Annotated in this window: 12 protein-coding genes and 3 pseudogenes; 8 read left to right on the forward strand and 7 right to left on the reverse strand. The window is 67.0% G+C overall.

The window, feature by feature from the left end; translation table 11 throughout:
• A pseudogene (locus tag ABGB19_RS25335) lies at nt 1–209 on the forward strand (hypothetical protein); the annotation flags it as partial.
• Nucleotides 210–831: 622 nt separating this feature from the next.
• A pseudogene (locus tag ABGB19_RS25340) lies at nt 832–1,257 on the forward strand (hypothetical protein); the annotation flags it as partial.
• Between the two features lie 109 nt (nt 1,258–1,366).
• On the opposite strand, the gene ABGB19_RS25345 reads toward ABGB19_RS25340, so the two are convergent.
• The 4 genes from ABGB19_RS25345 to ABGB19_RS25360 form a co-directional block, all read right to left on the reverse strand.
• On the reverse strand, nt 1,367–1,528 hold the full coding sequence (locus tag ABGB19_RS25345; RefSeq protein ID WP_347688845.1) for a hypothetical protein: 162 nt from the start codon (nt 1,526–1,528) through the stop codon (nt 1,367–1,369).
• A gap of 247 nt (nt 1,529–1,775) precedes the next feature.
• Nucleotides 1,776–2,561 carry a pyridoxamine 5'-phosphate oxidase family protein gene (locus ABGB19_RS25350; protein ID WP_347688837.1) on the reverse strand — a complete coding sequence of 262 codons (786 nt, stop codon included), beginning with the start codon at nt 2,559–2,561 and terminating at the stop codon, nt 1,776–1,778.
• 151 nt (nt 2,562–2,712) lie between these two features.
• Nucleotides 2,713–4,059, reverse strand: a complete 1,347-nt coding sequence (locus ABGB19_RS25355; protein WP_347688760.1) for an adenylate/guanylate cyclase domain-containing protein — start codon at nt 4,057–4,059, stop codon at nt 2,713–2,715.
• 55 nt (nt 4,060–4,114) lie between these two features.
• Entirely contained in the window at nt 4,115–4,921 is an 807-nt protein-coding gene (locus ABGB19_RS25360) for a lysophospholipid acyltransferase family protein (protein WP_347688761.1), read from the reverse strand.
• 153 nt (nt 4,922–5,074) lie between these two features.
• Here ABGB19_RS25360 and ABGB19_RS25365 point away from each other — a divergent pair, with 153 nt between their 5' ends.
• Both ABGB19_RS25365 and ABGB19_RS25370 read left to right on the forward strand, forming a co-directional pair.
• Nucleotides 5,075–6,265: a hypothetical protein gene (locus tag ABGB19_RS25365; protein ID WP_347688762.1), complete on the forward strand. Its 1,191-nt coding sequence runs from the start codon at nt 5,075–5,077 to the stop codon at nt 6,263–6,265.
• Between the two features lie 49 nt (nt 6,266–6,314).
• The gene (locus tag ABGB19_RS25370; protein WP_347688763.1) at nt 6,315–7,574 is read left to right on the forward strand and encodes an alpha/beta hydrolase; all 1,260 of its coding nucleotides are present in this window, start codon (nt 6,315–6,317) and stop codon (nt 7,572–7,574) included.
• A 4-nt stretch (nt 7,575–7,578) separates the two neighbouring features.
• On the opposite strand, the gene ABGB19_RS25375 is transcribed toward ABGB19_RS25370, so the two are convergent.
• Together ABGB19_RS25375 and ABGB19_RS25380 are read right to left on the reverse strand one after the other, a co-directional pair.
• Entirely contained in the window at nt 7,579–7,827 is a 249-nt protein-coding gene (locus tag ABGB19_RS25375; RefSeq protein WP_347688764.1) for a hypothetical protein, read from the reverse strand.
• A gap of 37 nt (nt 7,828–7,864) precedes the next feature.
• Nucleotides 7,865–9,226 (reverse strand): alpha/beta hydrolase domain-containing protein, encoded by a 1,362-nt coding sequence (locus ABGB19_RS25380; protein WP_347688765.1) that lies wholly within the window; start codon nt 9,224–9,226, stop codon nt 7,865–7,867.
• A gap of 79 nt (nt 9,227–9,305) precedes the next feature.
• Here ABGB19_RS25380 and ABGB19_RS25385 point away from each other — a divergent pair, with 79 nt between their 5' ends.
• On the forward strand, nt 9,306–10,073 hold the full coding sequence (locus ABGB19_RS25385) for a peptidoglycan recognition family protein (protein WP_347688766.1): 768 nt from the start codon (nt 9,306–9,308) through the stop codon (nt 10,071–10,073).
• A gap of 4 nt (nt 10,074–10,077) precedes the next feature.
• Here ABGB19_RS25385 and ABGB19_RS25390 read toward each other — a convergent pair whose 3' ends face one another.
• Nucleotides 10,078–10,980: a lytic murein transglycosylase gene (locus ABGB19_RS25390; RefSeq protein ID WP_347688767.1), complete on the reverse strand. Its 903-nt coding sequence runs from the start codon at nt 10,978–10,980 to the stop codon at nt 10,078–10,080.
• 276 nt (nt 10,981–11,256) lie between these two features.
• Between ABGB19_RS25390 and ABGB19_RS25395 the strand changes: the two are divergent.
• The 3 genes and pseudogenes from ABGB19_RS25395 to ABGB19_RS25405 all read left to right on the forward strand — a co-directional run.
• Nucleotides 11,257–11,379 (forward strand): annotated as a pseudogene (locus ABGB19_RS25395) (DUF1460 domain-containing protein); the annotation flags it as partial.
• 134 nt (nt 11,380–11,513) lie between these two features.
• Nucleotides 11,514–13,775, forward strand: a complete 2,262-nt coding sequence (locus ABGB19_RS25400) for an MMPL family transporter (protein ID WP_347688838.1) — start codon at nt 11,514–11,516, stop codon at nt 13,773–13,775.
• 12 nt (nt 13,776–13,787) lie between these two features.
• Nucleotides 13,788–14,849 (forward strand): 3-oxoacyl-[acyl-carrier-protein] synthase III C-terminal domain-containing protein, encoded by a 1,062-nt coding sequence (locus ABGB19_RS25405; protein ID WP_347688768.1) that lies wholly within the window; start codon nt 13,788–13,790, stop codon nt 14,847–14,849.
• The last annotated feature ends 2 nt before the right edge of the window (nt 14,850–14,851 follow it).

A 14,851-nucleotide genomic window follows, 5' to 3' on the forward strand; every position in this document is an offset into this window, starting at 1 on the left:
ACCACCGCGGCATCATCACCATCCGCGGACCCGCACCCGACATCACCGTGCTCGACCACGCCGGCCGAACCCTGAGCCCCGGATCACTGGCACGCCCACCCACCCAGCCCCCGCCCGCGGTGCCACCCTGTCCCGGACCCACCGGCGAACGCGCCGACTGGTGGTGGTACGAACCCTTCCAACCCCAACCACCACCCACCAACAACTAAGCCACTCAACGGAATCAAGCCCCCGTCGTCATCGGCTCAACAGGGTTGTCGCACTGCAAAATTCGTGTGGTTTGCCTGCTCAGGCATCGCGACTGTCGTGACCGCCGACCACATTCCCAGCGCGTCGACCCTCTTCCCGACCATGTCAGTAACGCTCTCATGATGTCGACGCGGACGGTCTCACAAGCCTGAGCCAAGTCGTGCCTCGCTGCCCGCCGCAATCGGGGAACCACTCCGACGATTGGTATTCACAACTCAATGACCCACAGATCTGGGAGATCCGCGAGAATTTTCTCAATCGTCCTGGCCCCAGAAGGTATTACGGAGTCCACTGCGATCCGCTCTGACCGCGACGCGTGGCCGGGACTCCGACTTCTACTCGACCTAGTCCCCATCCCGAGGCGGCACGCATTGCGCGACCGAGGCATTCGGTGACGATCGGCGCATCGGCCCTGACCCTGCTCCCTCGCGCCACCGGCCTCACGAGATCTGACTCAACGACTGGCGGTCCGCCATACGGGACGGCACCACAATCCAGTCGTACATCGTACGTGAGGGGCCCACAGGACCCGGCGGTGTCAGTCAGGTCGAGCCGGGCCTCCTGCAATCGATTTAGCGCCCGCTCGGCTTCACCGGATCCCGTTCCGGCGGAATCGCTCTCGTCCGCGCCGCGGCGGGGCGACCCGAGCCAATTCCGGTTTTCGCCGAGATGAGCTCCGTCAACCCGGTCTTCCTCCTCGACGGCGCCCTCACCGCCCGCGGGGCGGACCTGGGCAAGGCGTTCGTCGGATCGCTCATCATGAGGGGCTGTCGATGGCGATGACGAGGCCGGGGTTGTAGCAGAACTGGCCGGAACCCGTGGTCCACGGCGGCCCCTACCCCGCCACCTCCGACTGGCGCAGCACGTCGGTCGGCACCCGCGCCTCGAACGCTTCCTGCGGCCCGTCACCTACAGGACATGCCGAAGTCGTTGCTGCCCAGCGCAATCGCTGATGGCAATCCCGACAAGCTGTGGCGCCGCATCGACGGGCGGTTCACCCAAGACTGAAGCCACCACCACTCACCAAGGTGCCCTCGCGATACATCACCGTCGACGGTGTTCTATGACCTCGTCGAAGATGCCCTTGGCTAGAGGCGTTGTTCGCCCAGTGGGACGTCTAGAACCAGACTTTTCGACCGCCTACCGGCCGACCGACGGCACCGAGGATCCACAGCACGATACCGATCACCACGAGGATTCCGCCGATGGTGTAAAGAATCGAGAGGCTTGTGAAGTACCCGATTATGAGAAGGATGACACCGAGCACGATCATGGTCACTCCGATCCGTTTCGTATGACCTGGCGTCGGAAGACTTACCGATTTCGTCGAAGTCCAAACTTCCCCGCAGGTGCCGGGCATTGAACTCGTGTAGGGCTACCTCGTCGTCGGCGGCGTCGGCATAGGTAGTCGGCGTAGGTAGCAGCGACAGCCCTGAGTAAGTCTCGTCGAGAACAGTGGGCAGCATGGCGTTGGCAGCCCGGGAACACCCTCGTGGTAGTACATGGCAGCGGCGCGCTGACCCCAACTATGGCGCTTCCCGCAATCCGGCAAACTGTCTCGAGACCACTTGCTCGACCGCGAAACGGACGCGGCGGGCCGTGTCGGCCCCGTCGGCTGCAGTGGTCCACTCGACGCGCGCATTGCCCGACAGTTGCAGCACGCGCCCGCCGCGGAAGTCGACGAACAAGAGAGCGGCGCTGGGGTCGACCGCGAGGTTTCCGAAACTGTTGAACATGTTGTTGCCCGGATAGTCCGGCCATTTAACTGTCGTGTCTTCGGCGTCGACGAAGCCTACGGGACCACCGCGATGCGATGCGTCGTTACCGCGCTCGGGGTGCGTGGTGCCGAGGAAGAACGTGTCAGCGCCGCGGATCAGCGCTATATCCTCGGCGGCGATGCCGCTCCCGCGCCGGCTATCGGAAGTTCCTGCAATGTCGCTGTTTTCGTGACGAAAACGACGCGGCCGGATGTACTGCGGGCAGTTGCCATACGCCTGGACGACATCGACATCCAGCGTGGCACCGTCAGCGGCCGCCAAGGTCCCGTTGATGCGCACCCGGCGCTTGGCGGCGAACTCCATGACGACGATTCCGATGGGCTGACCCGCGTCCAGTCCGCGCAACGGATCTTCGGCGGACAACGCGGTTTTCAGAGACAGGCGCGTCGGCGTAGTCGCCGCAAGGAAACCCGGCGGTCCAGTCACCGGGGAGATCCACAACCGACCGTCGCGGTCGCGTGCAGTGACCGCGGCGAAGGATGCGCGAGCCAGCACCGCGGTGACACCACCGCGCAGCTCGCCTCGGTCCACCATCCCGCTCAACCGGGCAGCGTCGGCTTCGACTCCGGCCCGCCGTTGCACGGCCAGCTCCCCGCTGTGAAACCCCGCTGGAACAGACATGGCACGCACCTCTCGTCGGAGCCACACGCTGCAACGTCGAGACGCTCGCCCCTCATCCCGTCGCTTAGCCGCCCGGGTCGCGCACCGCGTAGACCGGCCACCGGTGCGGCACGCCCTTCAGGTCATGGCTACCTCGGCTGTCGAACACGATCCTCGACCCGAGCACCAGCGGGGGGATCCCGCCCGACACCAGAACCTCGCCGGGCGCCGCGAGCGCCATGATCCGCGCAGCGATGTGCACGGCGATGCCATGCACATCACCGTCGACCATTTCCACCTCACCGGTGTGCAGGCCGGCGCGGATGCTCAGCCCGAGGCCGTCCACCGCGTCGCGAATCGCGCAGGCGCAATCGATAGCCCGTGCCGGGCCGTCGAAGGTGGCCAGGGCGCCGTCCCCGGTGAACTTGACGACGACACCGCGGTTGGCGGTCACCTGCCGCTCGACGATGCGGTCGTGGGCGTCGAGGATAGTCGACCAGGCCTCGTCGCCCAACATCGCGGCGCGTTCGGTCGAGCCGACAATGTCGGTGAACAGCACGGTCGACAGCACCCGATTGGTGGGCGCCGCCCGGCGGCTGCCGGTGAGAAACGATTCGATCTCGTCGAGCACCCGGTCGGCGTCGCCGGCGAACCACACGTGATCGTCGCCGTCCAACTCGACGAGCCGAGCATGCGGAATCCTGGCGGCGACATTCCGGACATGGTCACCGACGACGTGGCGATCCCCGCGGCGGTGCAGGACAAGCGTTGGCGATTGGATGCTGTCCAACACCGGTCCGATGTCGGTGTGCAGGAAGAGGTCCAGGAGCGCTCTGAAGTAACCGGGTCCGCCGGAAAGGCGCTCACCACGGGCCCACCAGCGCCGTTTGGCGGCGTCGCCGGCCCAACTCGGTGCCAGCAGGTCGATGTCCGCACCGGTCCCGACCGTGTCCCGGAAAACGTCGAGATATCTGGTGAGAACCGGCTCGGGTATGCCGAAACCCTGGTCGCTGCCACGAACGTAGCGGGCGAACGGGCTCCACAACACGAGTGAGCGAATGCACCGCGGGTGGGTCGCACTCAGCAGCATCGCGGGGAGCGCCGACTCCGACATCGCGAAGACCGCCGCGCAGTCACTGCCGACGTCGTCCAGCACGGCCGCGAGCCCGTCGGTCCACGACTGCATCGCAGGGCGGTCGTTGATCGGTACCGCGTCGGAACTCCCGGCCCCGAGAAGGTCCGTCAGAATCAACCGGCCGAAGGAGGCCATCCGGCGCAACAACCCGGCGACCACCGGCTCGTCCCACAACAGATCGATCGGGAACGTGGCGGTGGGCACGAACATCAAGTCGGGCCCGTGATCCCCGACGACCTGATACGCGAGATGGACGTCGCCGTCGCGCGCATACCTCGTCTCCGGAACGCTCACCATTGCATGAGCATGACACTCTCTACCCTGGTGATCGACCTACTTGCCCATCCGCGGGCTAGCCAAGGATCGGGAACCGCCGCTGTTGCGCCAGCCGGTCGAGCGCATTCTGCATCACCCCGCGCACGTGGGCGTCGACCTCGTCGACGTCTGGGTCGTCCCCGAACTGAGCCGCGATGTCGATCGGCTCCAGCACCTCGGTCACGATCTTCGACGGCAGCGGAAAATTGGCCGGGATCGTCGACGTCAAGCCGAAGGGGAAGCCGAACGTAAGCGGCATGATCTCCATCCGCAGCCGCTTGAGACCCAGTCGCTTCGCCAGCCTGGCACCCCGCGTGAGGAACAGCTGAGTCTCCTGGGCCCCGATCGACACCGCAGGCACGATCGGCACGCCGGCTTCGATGGCCACCCGCACGTATCCCTTCCGCCCGTGGAAGTCGACGACGTTCGCGGCGAACGTGGGCCGGAACGAGTCGTAGTCCCCGCCCGGGAACACCAGCACAACCGCACCGGAGTGCAGCGCCTTGGCGGCGTTCTCCCGGCTGGCGTGTATGACGCCCAGGCGGCGCAGAGAGTTCGCGAGCGGTGGGACGAACAGGCCATAGTGGGCGAGGGTGTAGAGCGGGCGGTCATAGCCCAACTTCTCGTAGAAGGCTGGGGCCAGGACGATCACATCAGGGGTCAACACACCGCCGGAGTGGTTGCACACCACCATCGCGCCGCCGGCGGGCGGGAGCGACTCCAGACCCCGTACCTCCGCTCGGTACCAAATTTTGGCGAACGGTCCGACCACTTTTCCGGCCAACTCGACGAAGCCCGGATCCCACTTGGCGAGTTCTGTGTTGTCGAAATCTCTGTCGCTCATGAGGTCCCACTCCAGTGTGCTCCAGCGCCGATGCAAGCGACGTGCAGCCCGAACATAAGCCCCGGCGTCGCGCTCATTCGCCAGGCAACGGACTCTCATTGTGTGGACCTAGGTCCCTTCGGAGCTGGACTGGCCCCGCGCTAACGTCTCGTGATGGCCTCACCCGAGAGCAGCAATGGCCGCGCGCGAAGACTGGCCGGCCCCAGGGACGTGGTCACCCCCTTCGTGCGGGCCCGCCAGTATCTGAACCAGACCGGGCTCGATCACCCCGATCACCACGTGGATGGGCTGCCGGTCGCGCGGCCGACCATCGCCGTCGCCAGGCAGGTGTTCCACGACGAGCTGGTCCTGCTCGGCTACCGGATGTTTCTGCCGCTCGGCGACGCACACGCGGGCGAGCGAATCGACCGCGAGGTCCGCGCGGCGCTCGAGTTCTACGCGCAGCAGGGATGGCTGGAGAAGCCGGAAGGGTTCTTCGCCGTCCCGCCGCCGCTGACCGACGTCTTCATCGCACCAATGACGGTGCGCGGACAGCGTTTGCACCGCATGGTCTTCGACAGCGGCTACGCACCGCGTCCGGGTGAACCGGGCCTCGACCGCTGGTTGGGCTACACCGCGAACGCCCGCGAGCATGCCTTGGTGTTGCGACACCGCGAACCGCGGCCCTGGGTGGTGTGTGTGCACGGTGCCTTGATGGGCCGCGGGTCGGTTGACCTGAGGCTCTTTCGCGCCCGGCATCTGCACGAAGACCTCGGCCTGAACGTGGCACTGCCGGTGCTTCCCCTGCACGGGCCCCGCAGGCACAAGGGCGCGGCGTTCCCGGGCCAGGATGTGCTCGACGACGTCCATGCCGCGGCTCAGGCGGTGTGGGATATTCGGCGGCTGATCTCATGGATACGCACCCAGGATCCCGACACCCCGATCGCCCTGAACGGCATGTCCCTCGGCGGCTACATCACCTCGCTGGTCGCCAGCGTCGAGGACGGCCTGACGTGCGCGGTGCTGGGCGTCCCGGTGGCCAACCTGGTCGAGGTCCTCCGGCGCCACGGCGGTCTGCGCGAGGACGACCCTCGCCGTCAGACCTTGGCGCTGGCCCAGCCCCTCGGCCGGATGCTCTCGCCGCTCTCGTTGACGCCGCGCGTACCGATGTCGGGCCGCTTCATCTACGCCGGGGTCGCCGACCGCCTGGTACACCCTCACGATCAGGTCATGCGCCTGTGGGACCACTGGGGCCGACCTCAGATCGTCTGGTACCCGGGCGCCCACACCGGGTTCTTCCGGTCGCGGCCGGTCCAGGACTTCGTCGACGAAGCTGTGCGGCAGTCCGGCCTCGTCAGTATGTAGTGAATCCGTCACTGCTGCAATCGGTGTCGTCGCCTCGTAAGGTGGCCGGATGGGACGAGCGCGATTCATCCACATCGCCCGGCAGGTGGCGGCGCTGGCGGCGGCAGCGCTGAGCGCCGCGACCACGCTGAATGGATACCGCCCGCTGGCGCGGGAGGGCTACCCGTCGATGTGGTCGTGGGTGTTCGGTCTGGTGGTCACCGAGTTGCCGCTGCAGACGCTGGCCAGCCAGGTCGGCGGCCTGGCGTTGACCGCGCGGCGCCTGACCCGGCCGGTGCGCACCATCGCCTGGCTGGTCGCCGGACTGTCGGCGCTGGGTCTGCTGAACTTCAGCCGCGCCGGGCACAAGGCCGATGTCCCGCTGATGGCAGCGTTGGACAGCGGCCTCGGCCCCCAGCGCCGCACCGACTCGACCGGCCTGTGGCGCCGCCCGGCCGGCGGCGGCACCGCCAAGACACCGGGATCCCTTCGGATGCTGCGGATCTACCGCGATTACACCCACGACGCCGACATCAGCTACGGCCCCTACGGCAGCGCCAACCACCTCGACATCTGGCGGCGCCCCGATCTCGACCTCAACGGCAAGGCGCCGGTGCTGTTTCAGATCCCGGGCGGGGCGTGGACGACGGGAAACAAACGCGGACAAGCATATCCGCTGATGAGCCACCTCGCCGAGCTCGGCTGGATCTGCGTGGCCGTCAACTACCGGCACAGCCCCCGCAACACCTGGCCCGACCACATCATCGACGTCAAGCGCGCGCTGACCTGGGTCAAGGCCCACATCGCCGAGTACGGCGGAGACCCTGACTTCATCGCCATCACCGGCGGATCGGCCGGCGGGCACCTGTCCTCGCTGGCGGCGCTGACACCCAACGACCCTCGGTTTCAGCCGGGCTTCGAGGACGCCGACACCCGCGTGCAGGCCGCCGTGCCGTTCTACGGGGTCTTCGACTTCACCCGCCTCGAGGACGCGATGCACCCGTCGATGCCGGAGCTGCTCGAGCGGATGGTGATCAAGCAACCGCACGCCACCAACCCGCAGTCGTATGCCGACGCGTCGCCGGTCAACCACGTATCGGACAATGCTCCCCCGTTTTTCGTGCTGCACGGCCGCAACGACTCGCTGGTTCCCGTCGAACAGGCGCGCGCCTTCGTGAACCGGCTACGCGACGTCAGCGCCCAGTCGGTTGTGTACGCCGAATTGCCGTTCACCCAGCACGCATTCGACATGCTGGGCTCGGCCCGCGCCGCCCACGCCGCCATCGCCGTCGAACAGTTCCTGGCCGAGATCTATTCAAGGGCCCGCTAGTTCACTACTGCGCGGCACGGATGACGAAGGCGTCTATGTTCTCGTCGTAGCCGACGGTGTCATTCACGAATAGTTCCCCGACCGTGCGGCCGTCCTCGGCGACCGCGATGAAGGTGGCTTCCTCCGCGTCGTATGTCACCGAACCTTGCACGAACATCGCGGCGACCTCGCGCCCATCGGCTCCGAAAACGACCAGCTTCAAGCCTCCCGCATGCTTGAGGTACTGCGCTGCTTCGGCACGGGTTCGGATCATCGCTGGATTTCCTCTCTGCTGACGGCTTTGGCTGTAATTAACCGCGAGGATAGGTGGCCGCGGCGAGGTCGAGGATCTCCCGGCGATCCGCTGACAGCAGGAAGCCCGACTGAATCGCCTGATCCAGTGACTCGGTGAAGCGGTCGAGGTACTCCGCCGCCCCTCCAGGATAGAGCCGGGCGACGGTGGCGGCATCGAACGGCTCGCCGGACCCGAACAGATGGGACAGCGGGCTCTCGCCCGTGCCGACGCCCGATGTTCGGGCGATCGGCACGTCCACCCAGGGGGTGCGCACCCCACCCTTGGCGAGACCGTTATCGTCGAGCACCAGCAGCGGCGGGTCGCCGTCGTCCAACTCGAGGGGCGCAGCTTTCGCCGGAGCAACGCCGGTGCGTATCCAGCCGTGTAGACCGGCGATCGCAGCCTGCAGGACGTAATGGTGCTGGGGGGCGAAGTTGATGTGATGCGGCAATTGTTGGCCCATCAGCGTTTTGGTTGGCGCATACGCGGCGACGAGTTCGTCCAGCGGGGCGAAACCGGTGTCGATGCGGCCCACCTGAATGGTGTAGTTGTCGGCATGTGCGCTGCCGGGAATCTCCCATGCCCGCAATAGATCGGTGTCGGGCTGCCTGGCCAAGCGATAGCCCGGCCGTACGCCGCCGATAACGTCGGTTTCGGTGAGTACCGTCAACAGGGGCACGCGCAGATCGGGACGAAACTTGACGGCTTGAGGCGCGGATTCGTCCGGTTCCGCGAAGATGGAGCCGCCGTCCAGCGGTGCGGCGGGTCCGAACCGGGAATGAATCAAGAAGCCGTCGTAGATTCTGACCAGCGGATCGACGGCGTTGACGTAGGTGGTCAGAAACATGGCCGACTGCGACTCGCCCACGGCGACAACGAATTGCGGCTTCAGCCCATCGAGAACATCAGTTTCCGCCGCCTCACGGACCAGCCGACCGATCTGGGAGAAGATGCCGTACGAGAAGGCGTCTCCAGGGTGGCTCAGCGGCCGATACCGATCGGGATCCTGCTTCTTCAACGGCATGTCGAACCCGAGACTGGCACCGCCCTCGATCCCGACTTGTTGCGCCGAGACCGCGACGTAGGCGTAGCCCTCGCGAATCAATTCGCGATGCGCCATGAACCAGATGGTCGGAGCGTCGATGCCACCGCTGACATTGAGCCACTCGACAATGACGGTTCCGTTGAACTTCGTGCCCTCCGATGGCTTCAAGACGACGATTCGAGTGGTGTAGTCAGCCGCACCGACCGGGGCGTAGGAGGAAGCTGACCCTGATACGAAAAACTCGTCCGCGGTATAGCCCAGGTCCGCAAGGTCGTAAGCGCCGAGCAGCAACTTTGCCTTGCCCGGGACGTGCGTGGCAAGGCCGGAAACCATGTCGGTAACCCTAGCGACCCAGCGGGCGACTTTATCGCTCGCAGGGGGCGCAGCCTTTCGGCGGCCTACCGTGGCTGTCATGGACCCATCCCCGCCGCTCCGGGACGACGGCCGCTCGGTGCTCAACCGGCGCCGGCTGCTGCAGCTGGCCGGCACGGCCGGGCTGGCGGCCGTCGCTGCCTGCTCGAGGGAATCCGCTGCCCGTCCGACCTCATTTAGCCAACCCCCGGCTGCACCACCCGCGGTGACTCCGGCATCCCGCGTCGTGTTGTGTCGAGACGCTTGGGGCGCCAATCCGCCCTACGCCGGCGGGATTCCCCACGACCCCGTCCGCATGACGATTCACCACACCGCGGTGCACCTCGGCGATAACAGCAACTCGCCGGCTCGACTCCGCCAACACCAGCACTATCACCAAGACACGCAGGGCTGGATCGATATCGCCTACCACCTCAGCGTCGACCGCGACGGCAACATCTACGAGCTGAGAAGGCCCGAACTCGTGGGCGACACCGCGACGAACTACGACCCCACCGGCCACTTCCTCGTCGTCTGCGAAGGAAACTTCGACGACGAAGACGTGACAGAGCAGCAGCTCAACGGCGCCGCAATCGCATTCGCCTGGGCCGCTCAACTATTCGACATTCCGACCGACACCCTGGCAGGGCATCGCGACGTCAGCCCCGACACCTCATGCCCAGGCGCAAATCTCTACGCTCACCTCGCCTCAGATGACCTCAAGAACCGCGTCGACGACCTACTGGCCGCTGGACCCGTCGACCTCCACACGATCTGCGGTCCTGAGGCATCGACCATCGTCGCAGACATCGAGGCCGGCCTCCGATAGCGGCTTACTGAGGATGGCTCGCCAAGTAGTCCGCGACGGGAATCGGTGAGGTCGCGGAGTAGCCGATGGGCAGGAGTACATCGCCGGCAGTCGAGTTGTAGTAGACGTCCCACCAGTAGCACCCGGCGAACGCAGCGGGACTGGCGGCGATCACCGCTGCGTAGTGGTTGACGGCGCGCACGTACTGACTTGAGTTGTTGTACCGGTAGAGGGCGTAATCGCGGTCGCGGGCAAAGCCGTTGGCGGCAAGGTAGCGGCCGGCCGCCATGACGCTGTCGTGCGGCGAGTCGATGTCACCGCCCCCGCCGTAGGCCGCGAAGGTCGAGGGCATGAACTGCATGGGTCCTCGCGCCCCAGCGGTGCTGACGCCGGCGATGCGCCCGAAGGCGGTCTCCACCAGGTTGATGGCCGCCAGATAGTTCCAGCCGACGCCGGAGGCCGATTCGGCTTTGCGGTAGTAGCCGAGCAGCTCGTCGATCGGCGCCGGCGGATGGATGCGCCATGCGGGCAACGTGGCGTGCGCCCGGCCCTTGCTCATCGCGGTGAACTGACGACGCGCGTCGACGTTGCGATCGTAGGTCTCGCGGAGCCACGGTGGGATTCGCGGTCGGACGATCGGGTCCCACTCGGGATGTCGCCCGAGGGCACGATAGGCCACTTGCTGGCGACGCGCTGCCGCCGTCAATGCCGACTGCGACGACGACGGGTTGCGCACCGCTCGCTCGTCGAAGACGAGATCGTCGGCCAGTCGGGCGGGGTTCGATGCCAGCCGCGGCCGCGTGGGAGTGCGTGGCGGTAGTACCCGCTCGGGGTGTGCGGCTTTCGACGGGGTCGTGGGGCCGGCCGTGGTCAGCGTCTGCGGGGTTGACGGCTTACTCGGCTGTGAACACGCCACGAGCGTGGACATGATCGTGATCAACAGAATCGCCGACGTGCGACTCGCGGAGTGCCATGCGATGGCCTGGATACGGCTGGATTTCAAAGCGTTCATCCCGGCGGTGATGTGACTATTACTGCGGCCGGATCTAGACCTTCAACGAGTGTCCCGCATCCACTCCCGAGACCTCAAGTACCTATGCGACGTGTCGGGTGCACGACGCGGGGCCGCGCGCCCAAGTCGTACAGTGGCGGAAACGTCGCACCGCAGTTCAGAGCAGCGGATGCCTTTCCGAAAGCGGGCAGACCTGACGGCCCTGTCCGGCGCAACGCGTCCTCGCTGACCGCAGATAACAAGGTGGCCGACAGTCCGCCCCGCGACCACCTACGGACGGTTCCTGGAATCGTGGTGCTCCGCCCAGTTCAATAGCTTCGATCCGCCGCAAACAGCTGCGCGGGTGATGAATGTGTGACTGCCGGGTGCGACCACTTGAACCCGCTCGCTTACCGCACCGTAAATACAGAGAGAGCTTCGTCGCCGCACCACGGGATCGGAGGACCGACCTGCTGCACCGGATCGCCCGACTTGCCCTTCGCGCGCCGCGCACGGTCATCGCGGTCGCGGCGCTGCTGACGATCGTGCTCGGGGTCTTCGGTGTCCCCGTCGCCAACAAGCTCTCGCCCAGCGGGTTCTCCGATCCCGGCTCCAACTCGTCGCGCGCCACCCAGCTCCTGACCGACAAGTTCGACCAGGGCGACGTGCAGTTGCTCATCACCGTCTCGTCGCCCGACGGCGTCGACAGCCCCGCCGCCCGAGCCGCGGGCCTCGACATCGTCGACGGACTGCGCCGTTCCCCGCACGTCGCGAACGTCACCTCCCCGTGGACCGTGCCTCCCCCCGCCGCCGCCGAACTCACCAGCAAGGACCGCTCCTCGGGTCTGATCGTCGCGGGCATCGTCGGCGATGAGGCCGCCCAGCAGCGGCACGCCGAGGAGCTGACCGACCAGCTCGACCGCGACGGCGTCACCGTCCGCGCGGGTGGGGTCGCTATGGTCAACGTGCAGCTCACCGCCCAATCCCAACACGACCTGCTGCTGATGGAATCGTTGGCGATCCCGCTGAGCTTCCTGGTTCTGGTGTGGGTGTTCGGCGGACTGCTGGCCGCCGCGCTGCCGGTCGCCGTCGGCATCATGGCGATTCTCGGCGCGCTCGCCGTCCTGCGGATCGTCTCCTTCGGCGCCGACGTGTCGATCTTCGCGCTGAACCTCACCACCGCGATGGGCCTCGCCCTGGCCATCGACTACACGCTGCTGATGATCAGCCGCTACCGCGATGAGTTGGCCGAGGGCGCACCCCTGGACGTCGCGCTCACCCGCACCATGGCGACCGCCGGCCGCACTGTCGTGTTTTCCGCGACGACCGTCGCGCTGTCGATGTCGGTGTTGGTGCTGTTCCCCATGAACTTCCTCAAGTCATTCGCCTACGCCGGTGTGGCCACCGTCGCGTTCGGTGCGGCCGCCGCCCTGGTGGTCACGCCTGCCGCGCTGGTGTTGCTCGGCCCCCGCATCGACGCGCTGGACGTCCGCCGACTGGCCCGCCGTATCCTCAGCCGACCAGAACCGGAGCCGCGACCCGTCGAGCAATGGTTCTGGTACCGGTGCGCCACATTCGTCATGCGCCGGGCCATTCCGCTCGGCCTGGCCGGTGTCGTGCTGCTGATCGTGCTCGGCTTGCCGTTTCTCGGCGTGCGACCGGGACTGCCCGACGACCGCGTCCTTCCCAAGACTGCCTCCGCGCACCAGGTCGGCGATCAGTTGCGCGAGGACTTCGCCACCAACACCGACACCGCGGTGACCGTCGTGCTGCCCGACGCAGTCGGCGTCACCGGCGACGACCTCACCGCCTACGCCGCCGCGCTGTCCCAGGTGCCCGACGTCTCGGCGGTGTCCGCGCCCCTCGGGACGTTCGTCGGCGGGCGCCTCGTCGGCCCGCCCTCGGCGCCCACCGGCCAGGCCGAGGGCAGCACGTTCCTCACCGTCGACAGCACCGCCCCGCTGTTCTCCGACGCTTCCGAAGCCCAACTCGACCGCCTCGACGCGGTGCCCTCACCCGCCGGCCGCGACGTCCTGCTGACCGGCACCGCCGCCACCAACAGCGACAGCGTCGACGCCATCACCGCACGGTTGCCGCTGGTGCTGGGCCTCATCGCGGTCATCATGCTGGCCCTGCTGTTCCTGCTGAGCGGCAGCATCGTCGTTCCGCTGAAAGCGCATGTGCTCAACATTCTTTCGCTGACAGCCGCGTTCGGCGCGATGGTGTGGATCTTCCAGGACGGCCACCTCGGCGCGCTGGGCACCACCCCGACCGGCACGCTGGTCGCCAATATTCCGGTGCTGCTGTTCTGCATCGCGTTCGGCCTGTCGATGGATTACGAGGTCTTTCTCGTCTCCCGGATCCGCGAGTATTGGCTGCAATCGGGGAAGACGCGGGCCGACAACGACGAAAGCGTCGCGCTGGGCATCGCCCACACCGGTCGGGTCATCACCGCCGCCGCGCTCATCATGTCGATCTCATTCGCTGCGCTGATCGCTTCCAGCGTGTCGGTGCTGAAGCTGTTCGGCCTGGGGTTGGCGCTGGCCGTCCTGGTCGACGCGACGCTGGTGCGGATGGTGCTGGTGCCCGCCTTCATGCACCTGATGGGCGGATGGAACTGGTGGGCGCCCGGCTGGCTGGCCGCGCTGCACCGCCGCCTCGGTCCTAGCGACCATCACGAAGCCGCGACCGAGCCCGTCATTGAACCAAGTGGTCCCAGCACCCGTGCCTAGAAAGTGAGCACTATGAGCGTCATCGCCGGAGTGCACGGAGCGCTGCCGCCGCACCGGCACAGCCAGCAGGAGATCACCGACCGGCTCGTCGAAGTCCCGGCCTTCGCGGGGCACGAGACCGTCGTGCGCGCACTGCACGCGAGCGCCAAGGTCGACAGCCGCCACCTCATCCTGCCGATGGACGACTACCTGACGCTCGGCGACTTCGGCCAAACCAACGACCTGTATGTCGAGCATGCCGTCGACCTCGGGTGCCAAGCGCTGTCGGGCGCGCTCGAGGACGCCGGGTTGCTACCCGGCGACGTAGACCTGGTCGTGACGACGACGGTGACCGGCGTGGCCGTGCCGTCGCTGGACGCGCGCATCGCCGGGCGACTCGGGCTGCGGCCGGACGTGCGGCGGATGCCGATCTTCGGTTTGGGCTGCGTGGCCGGCGCGGCCGGTGTGGCGCGCCTACATGACTACCTGCTCGGCCATCCCGACGACGTCGCCGCGCTGGTGTCGGTCGAGCTGTGCTCGCTGATGTTCCCGGCGGCGCAACCGACGATGGCCAGCCTGGTCGGCAGCGCACTGTTCGGCGACGGTGCGGCCGCGGTCATCTCGGTGGGTTCGTCTCGTGCACAACGGATTCGGGCGGACGGACCGGATGTGGTGGCATCGCGCAGCCGGCTCTACCCCGACTCGCTGGACACGATGGGGTGGGACGTCGGCGCCTCGGGCTTCCAGCTCGTGCTCTCGCCCGATCTGCCCGACCTGATCGAGCGCTACTTCGCCGATGACGTCACCGGCTTCCTCGCCGATCACGACCTGACCGTCGCCGACATCGGCTCGTGGGTGTCGCACCCCGGCGGGCCGAAGGTGCTCGAGGCGATCGCGGCCGCGCTGGACCTCGACGACGACGCACTCGAATTGTCGTGGCGCTCGCTCGCCGAGATCGGCAACCTGTCGTCATCGTCAGTGCTGCACGTGCTTCGCGACGCCCGCGCCAAGCCGCCGCCCGCAGGCACGCCGGGGCTGATGATGGCGATGGGTCCCGGCTTCTGCGCCGAGCTGGTGCTGCTGCGCTGGCACTGACC

This window comes from Mycobacterium sp. B14F4 (assembly GCF_039871645.1).
Lineage (GTDB): Bacteria > Actinomycetota > Actinomycetes > Mycobacteriales > Mycobacteriaceae > Mycobacterium.

What these genes read in the sequence shown, in the direction of transcription:
- ABGB19_RS25350 (WP_347688837.1), bottom strand. Translation starts at nt 2,561, where the DNA reads ATGGTGGACCGAGGCGAGCTGCGCGGTGGTGTCACCGCGGTGCTGGCT.
- ABGB19_RS25355 (WP_347688760.1), bottom strand. Translation starts at nt 4,059, where the DNA reads ATGGTGAGCGTTCCGGAGACGAGGTATGCGCGCGACGGCGACGTCCAT.
- ABGB19_RS25360 (WP_347688761.1), bottom strand. Translation starts at nt 4,921, where the DNA reads ATGAGCGACAGAGATTTCGACAACACAGAACTCGCCAAGTGGGATCCG.
- ABGB19_RS25365 (WP_347688762.1), top strand. Translation starts at nt 5,075, where the DNA reads ATGGCCTCACCCGAGAGCAGCAATGGCCGCGCGCGAAGACTGGCCGGC.
- ABGB19_RS25370 (WP_347688763.1), top strand. Translation starts at nt 6,315, where the DNA reads ATGGGACGAGCGCGATTCATCCACATCGCCCGGCAGGTGGCGGCGCTG.
- ABGB19_RS25375 (WP_347688764.1), bottom strand. Translation starts at nt 7,827, where the DNA reads ATGATCCGAACCCGTGCCGAAGCAGCGCAGTACCTCAAGCATGCGGGA.
- ABGB19_RS25380 (WP_347688765.1), bottom strand. Translation starts at nt 9,226, where the DNA reads ATGGTTTCCGGCCTTGCCACGCACGTCCCGGGCAAGGCAAAGTTGCTG.
- ABGB19_RS25385 (WP_347688766.1), top strand. Translation starts at nt 9,306, where the DNA reads ATGGACCCATCCCCGCCGCTCCGGGACGACGGCCGCTCGGTGCTCAAC.
- ABGB19_RS25390 (WP_347688767.1), bottom strand. Translation starts at nt 10,980, where the DNA reads ATGTCCACGCTCGTGGCGTGTTCACAGCCGAGTAAGCCGTCAACCCCG.
- ABGB19_RS25405 (WP_347688768.1), top strand. Translation starts at nt 13,788, where the DNA reads ATGAGCGTCATCGCCGGAGTGCACGGAGCGCTGCCGCCGCACCGGCAC.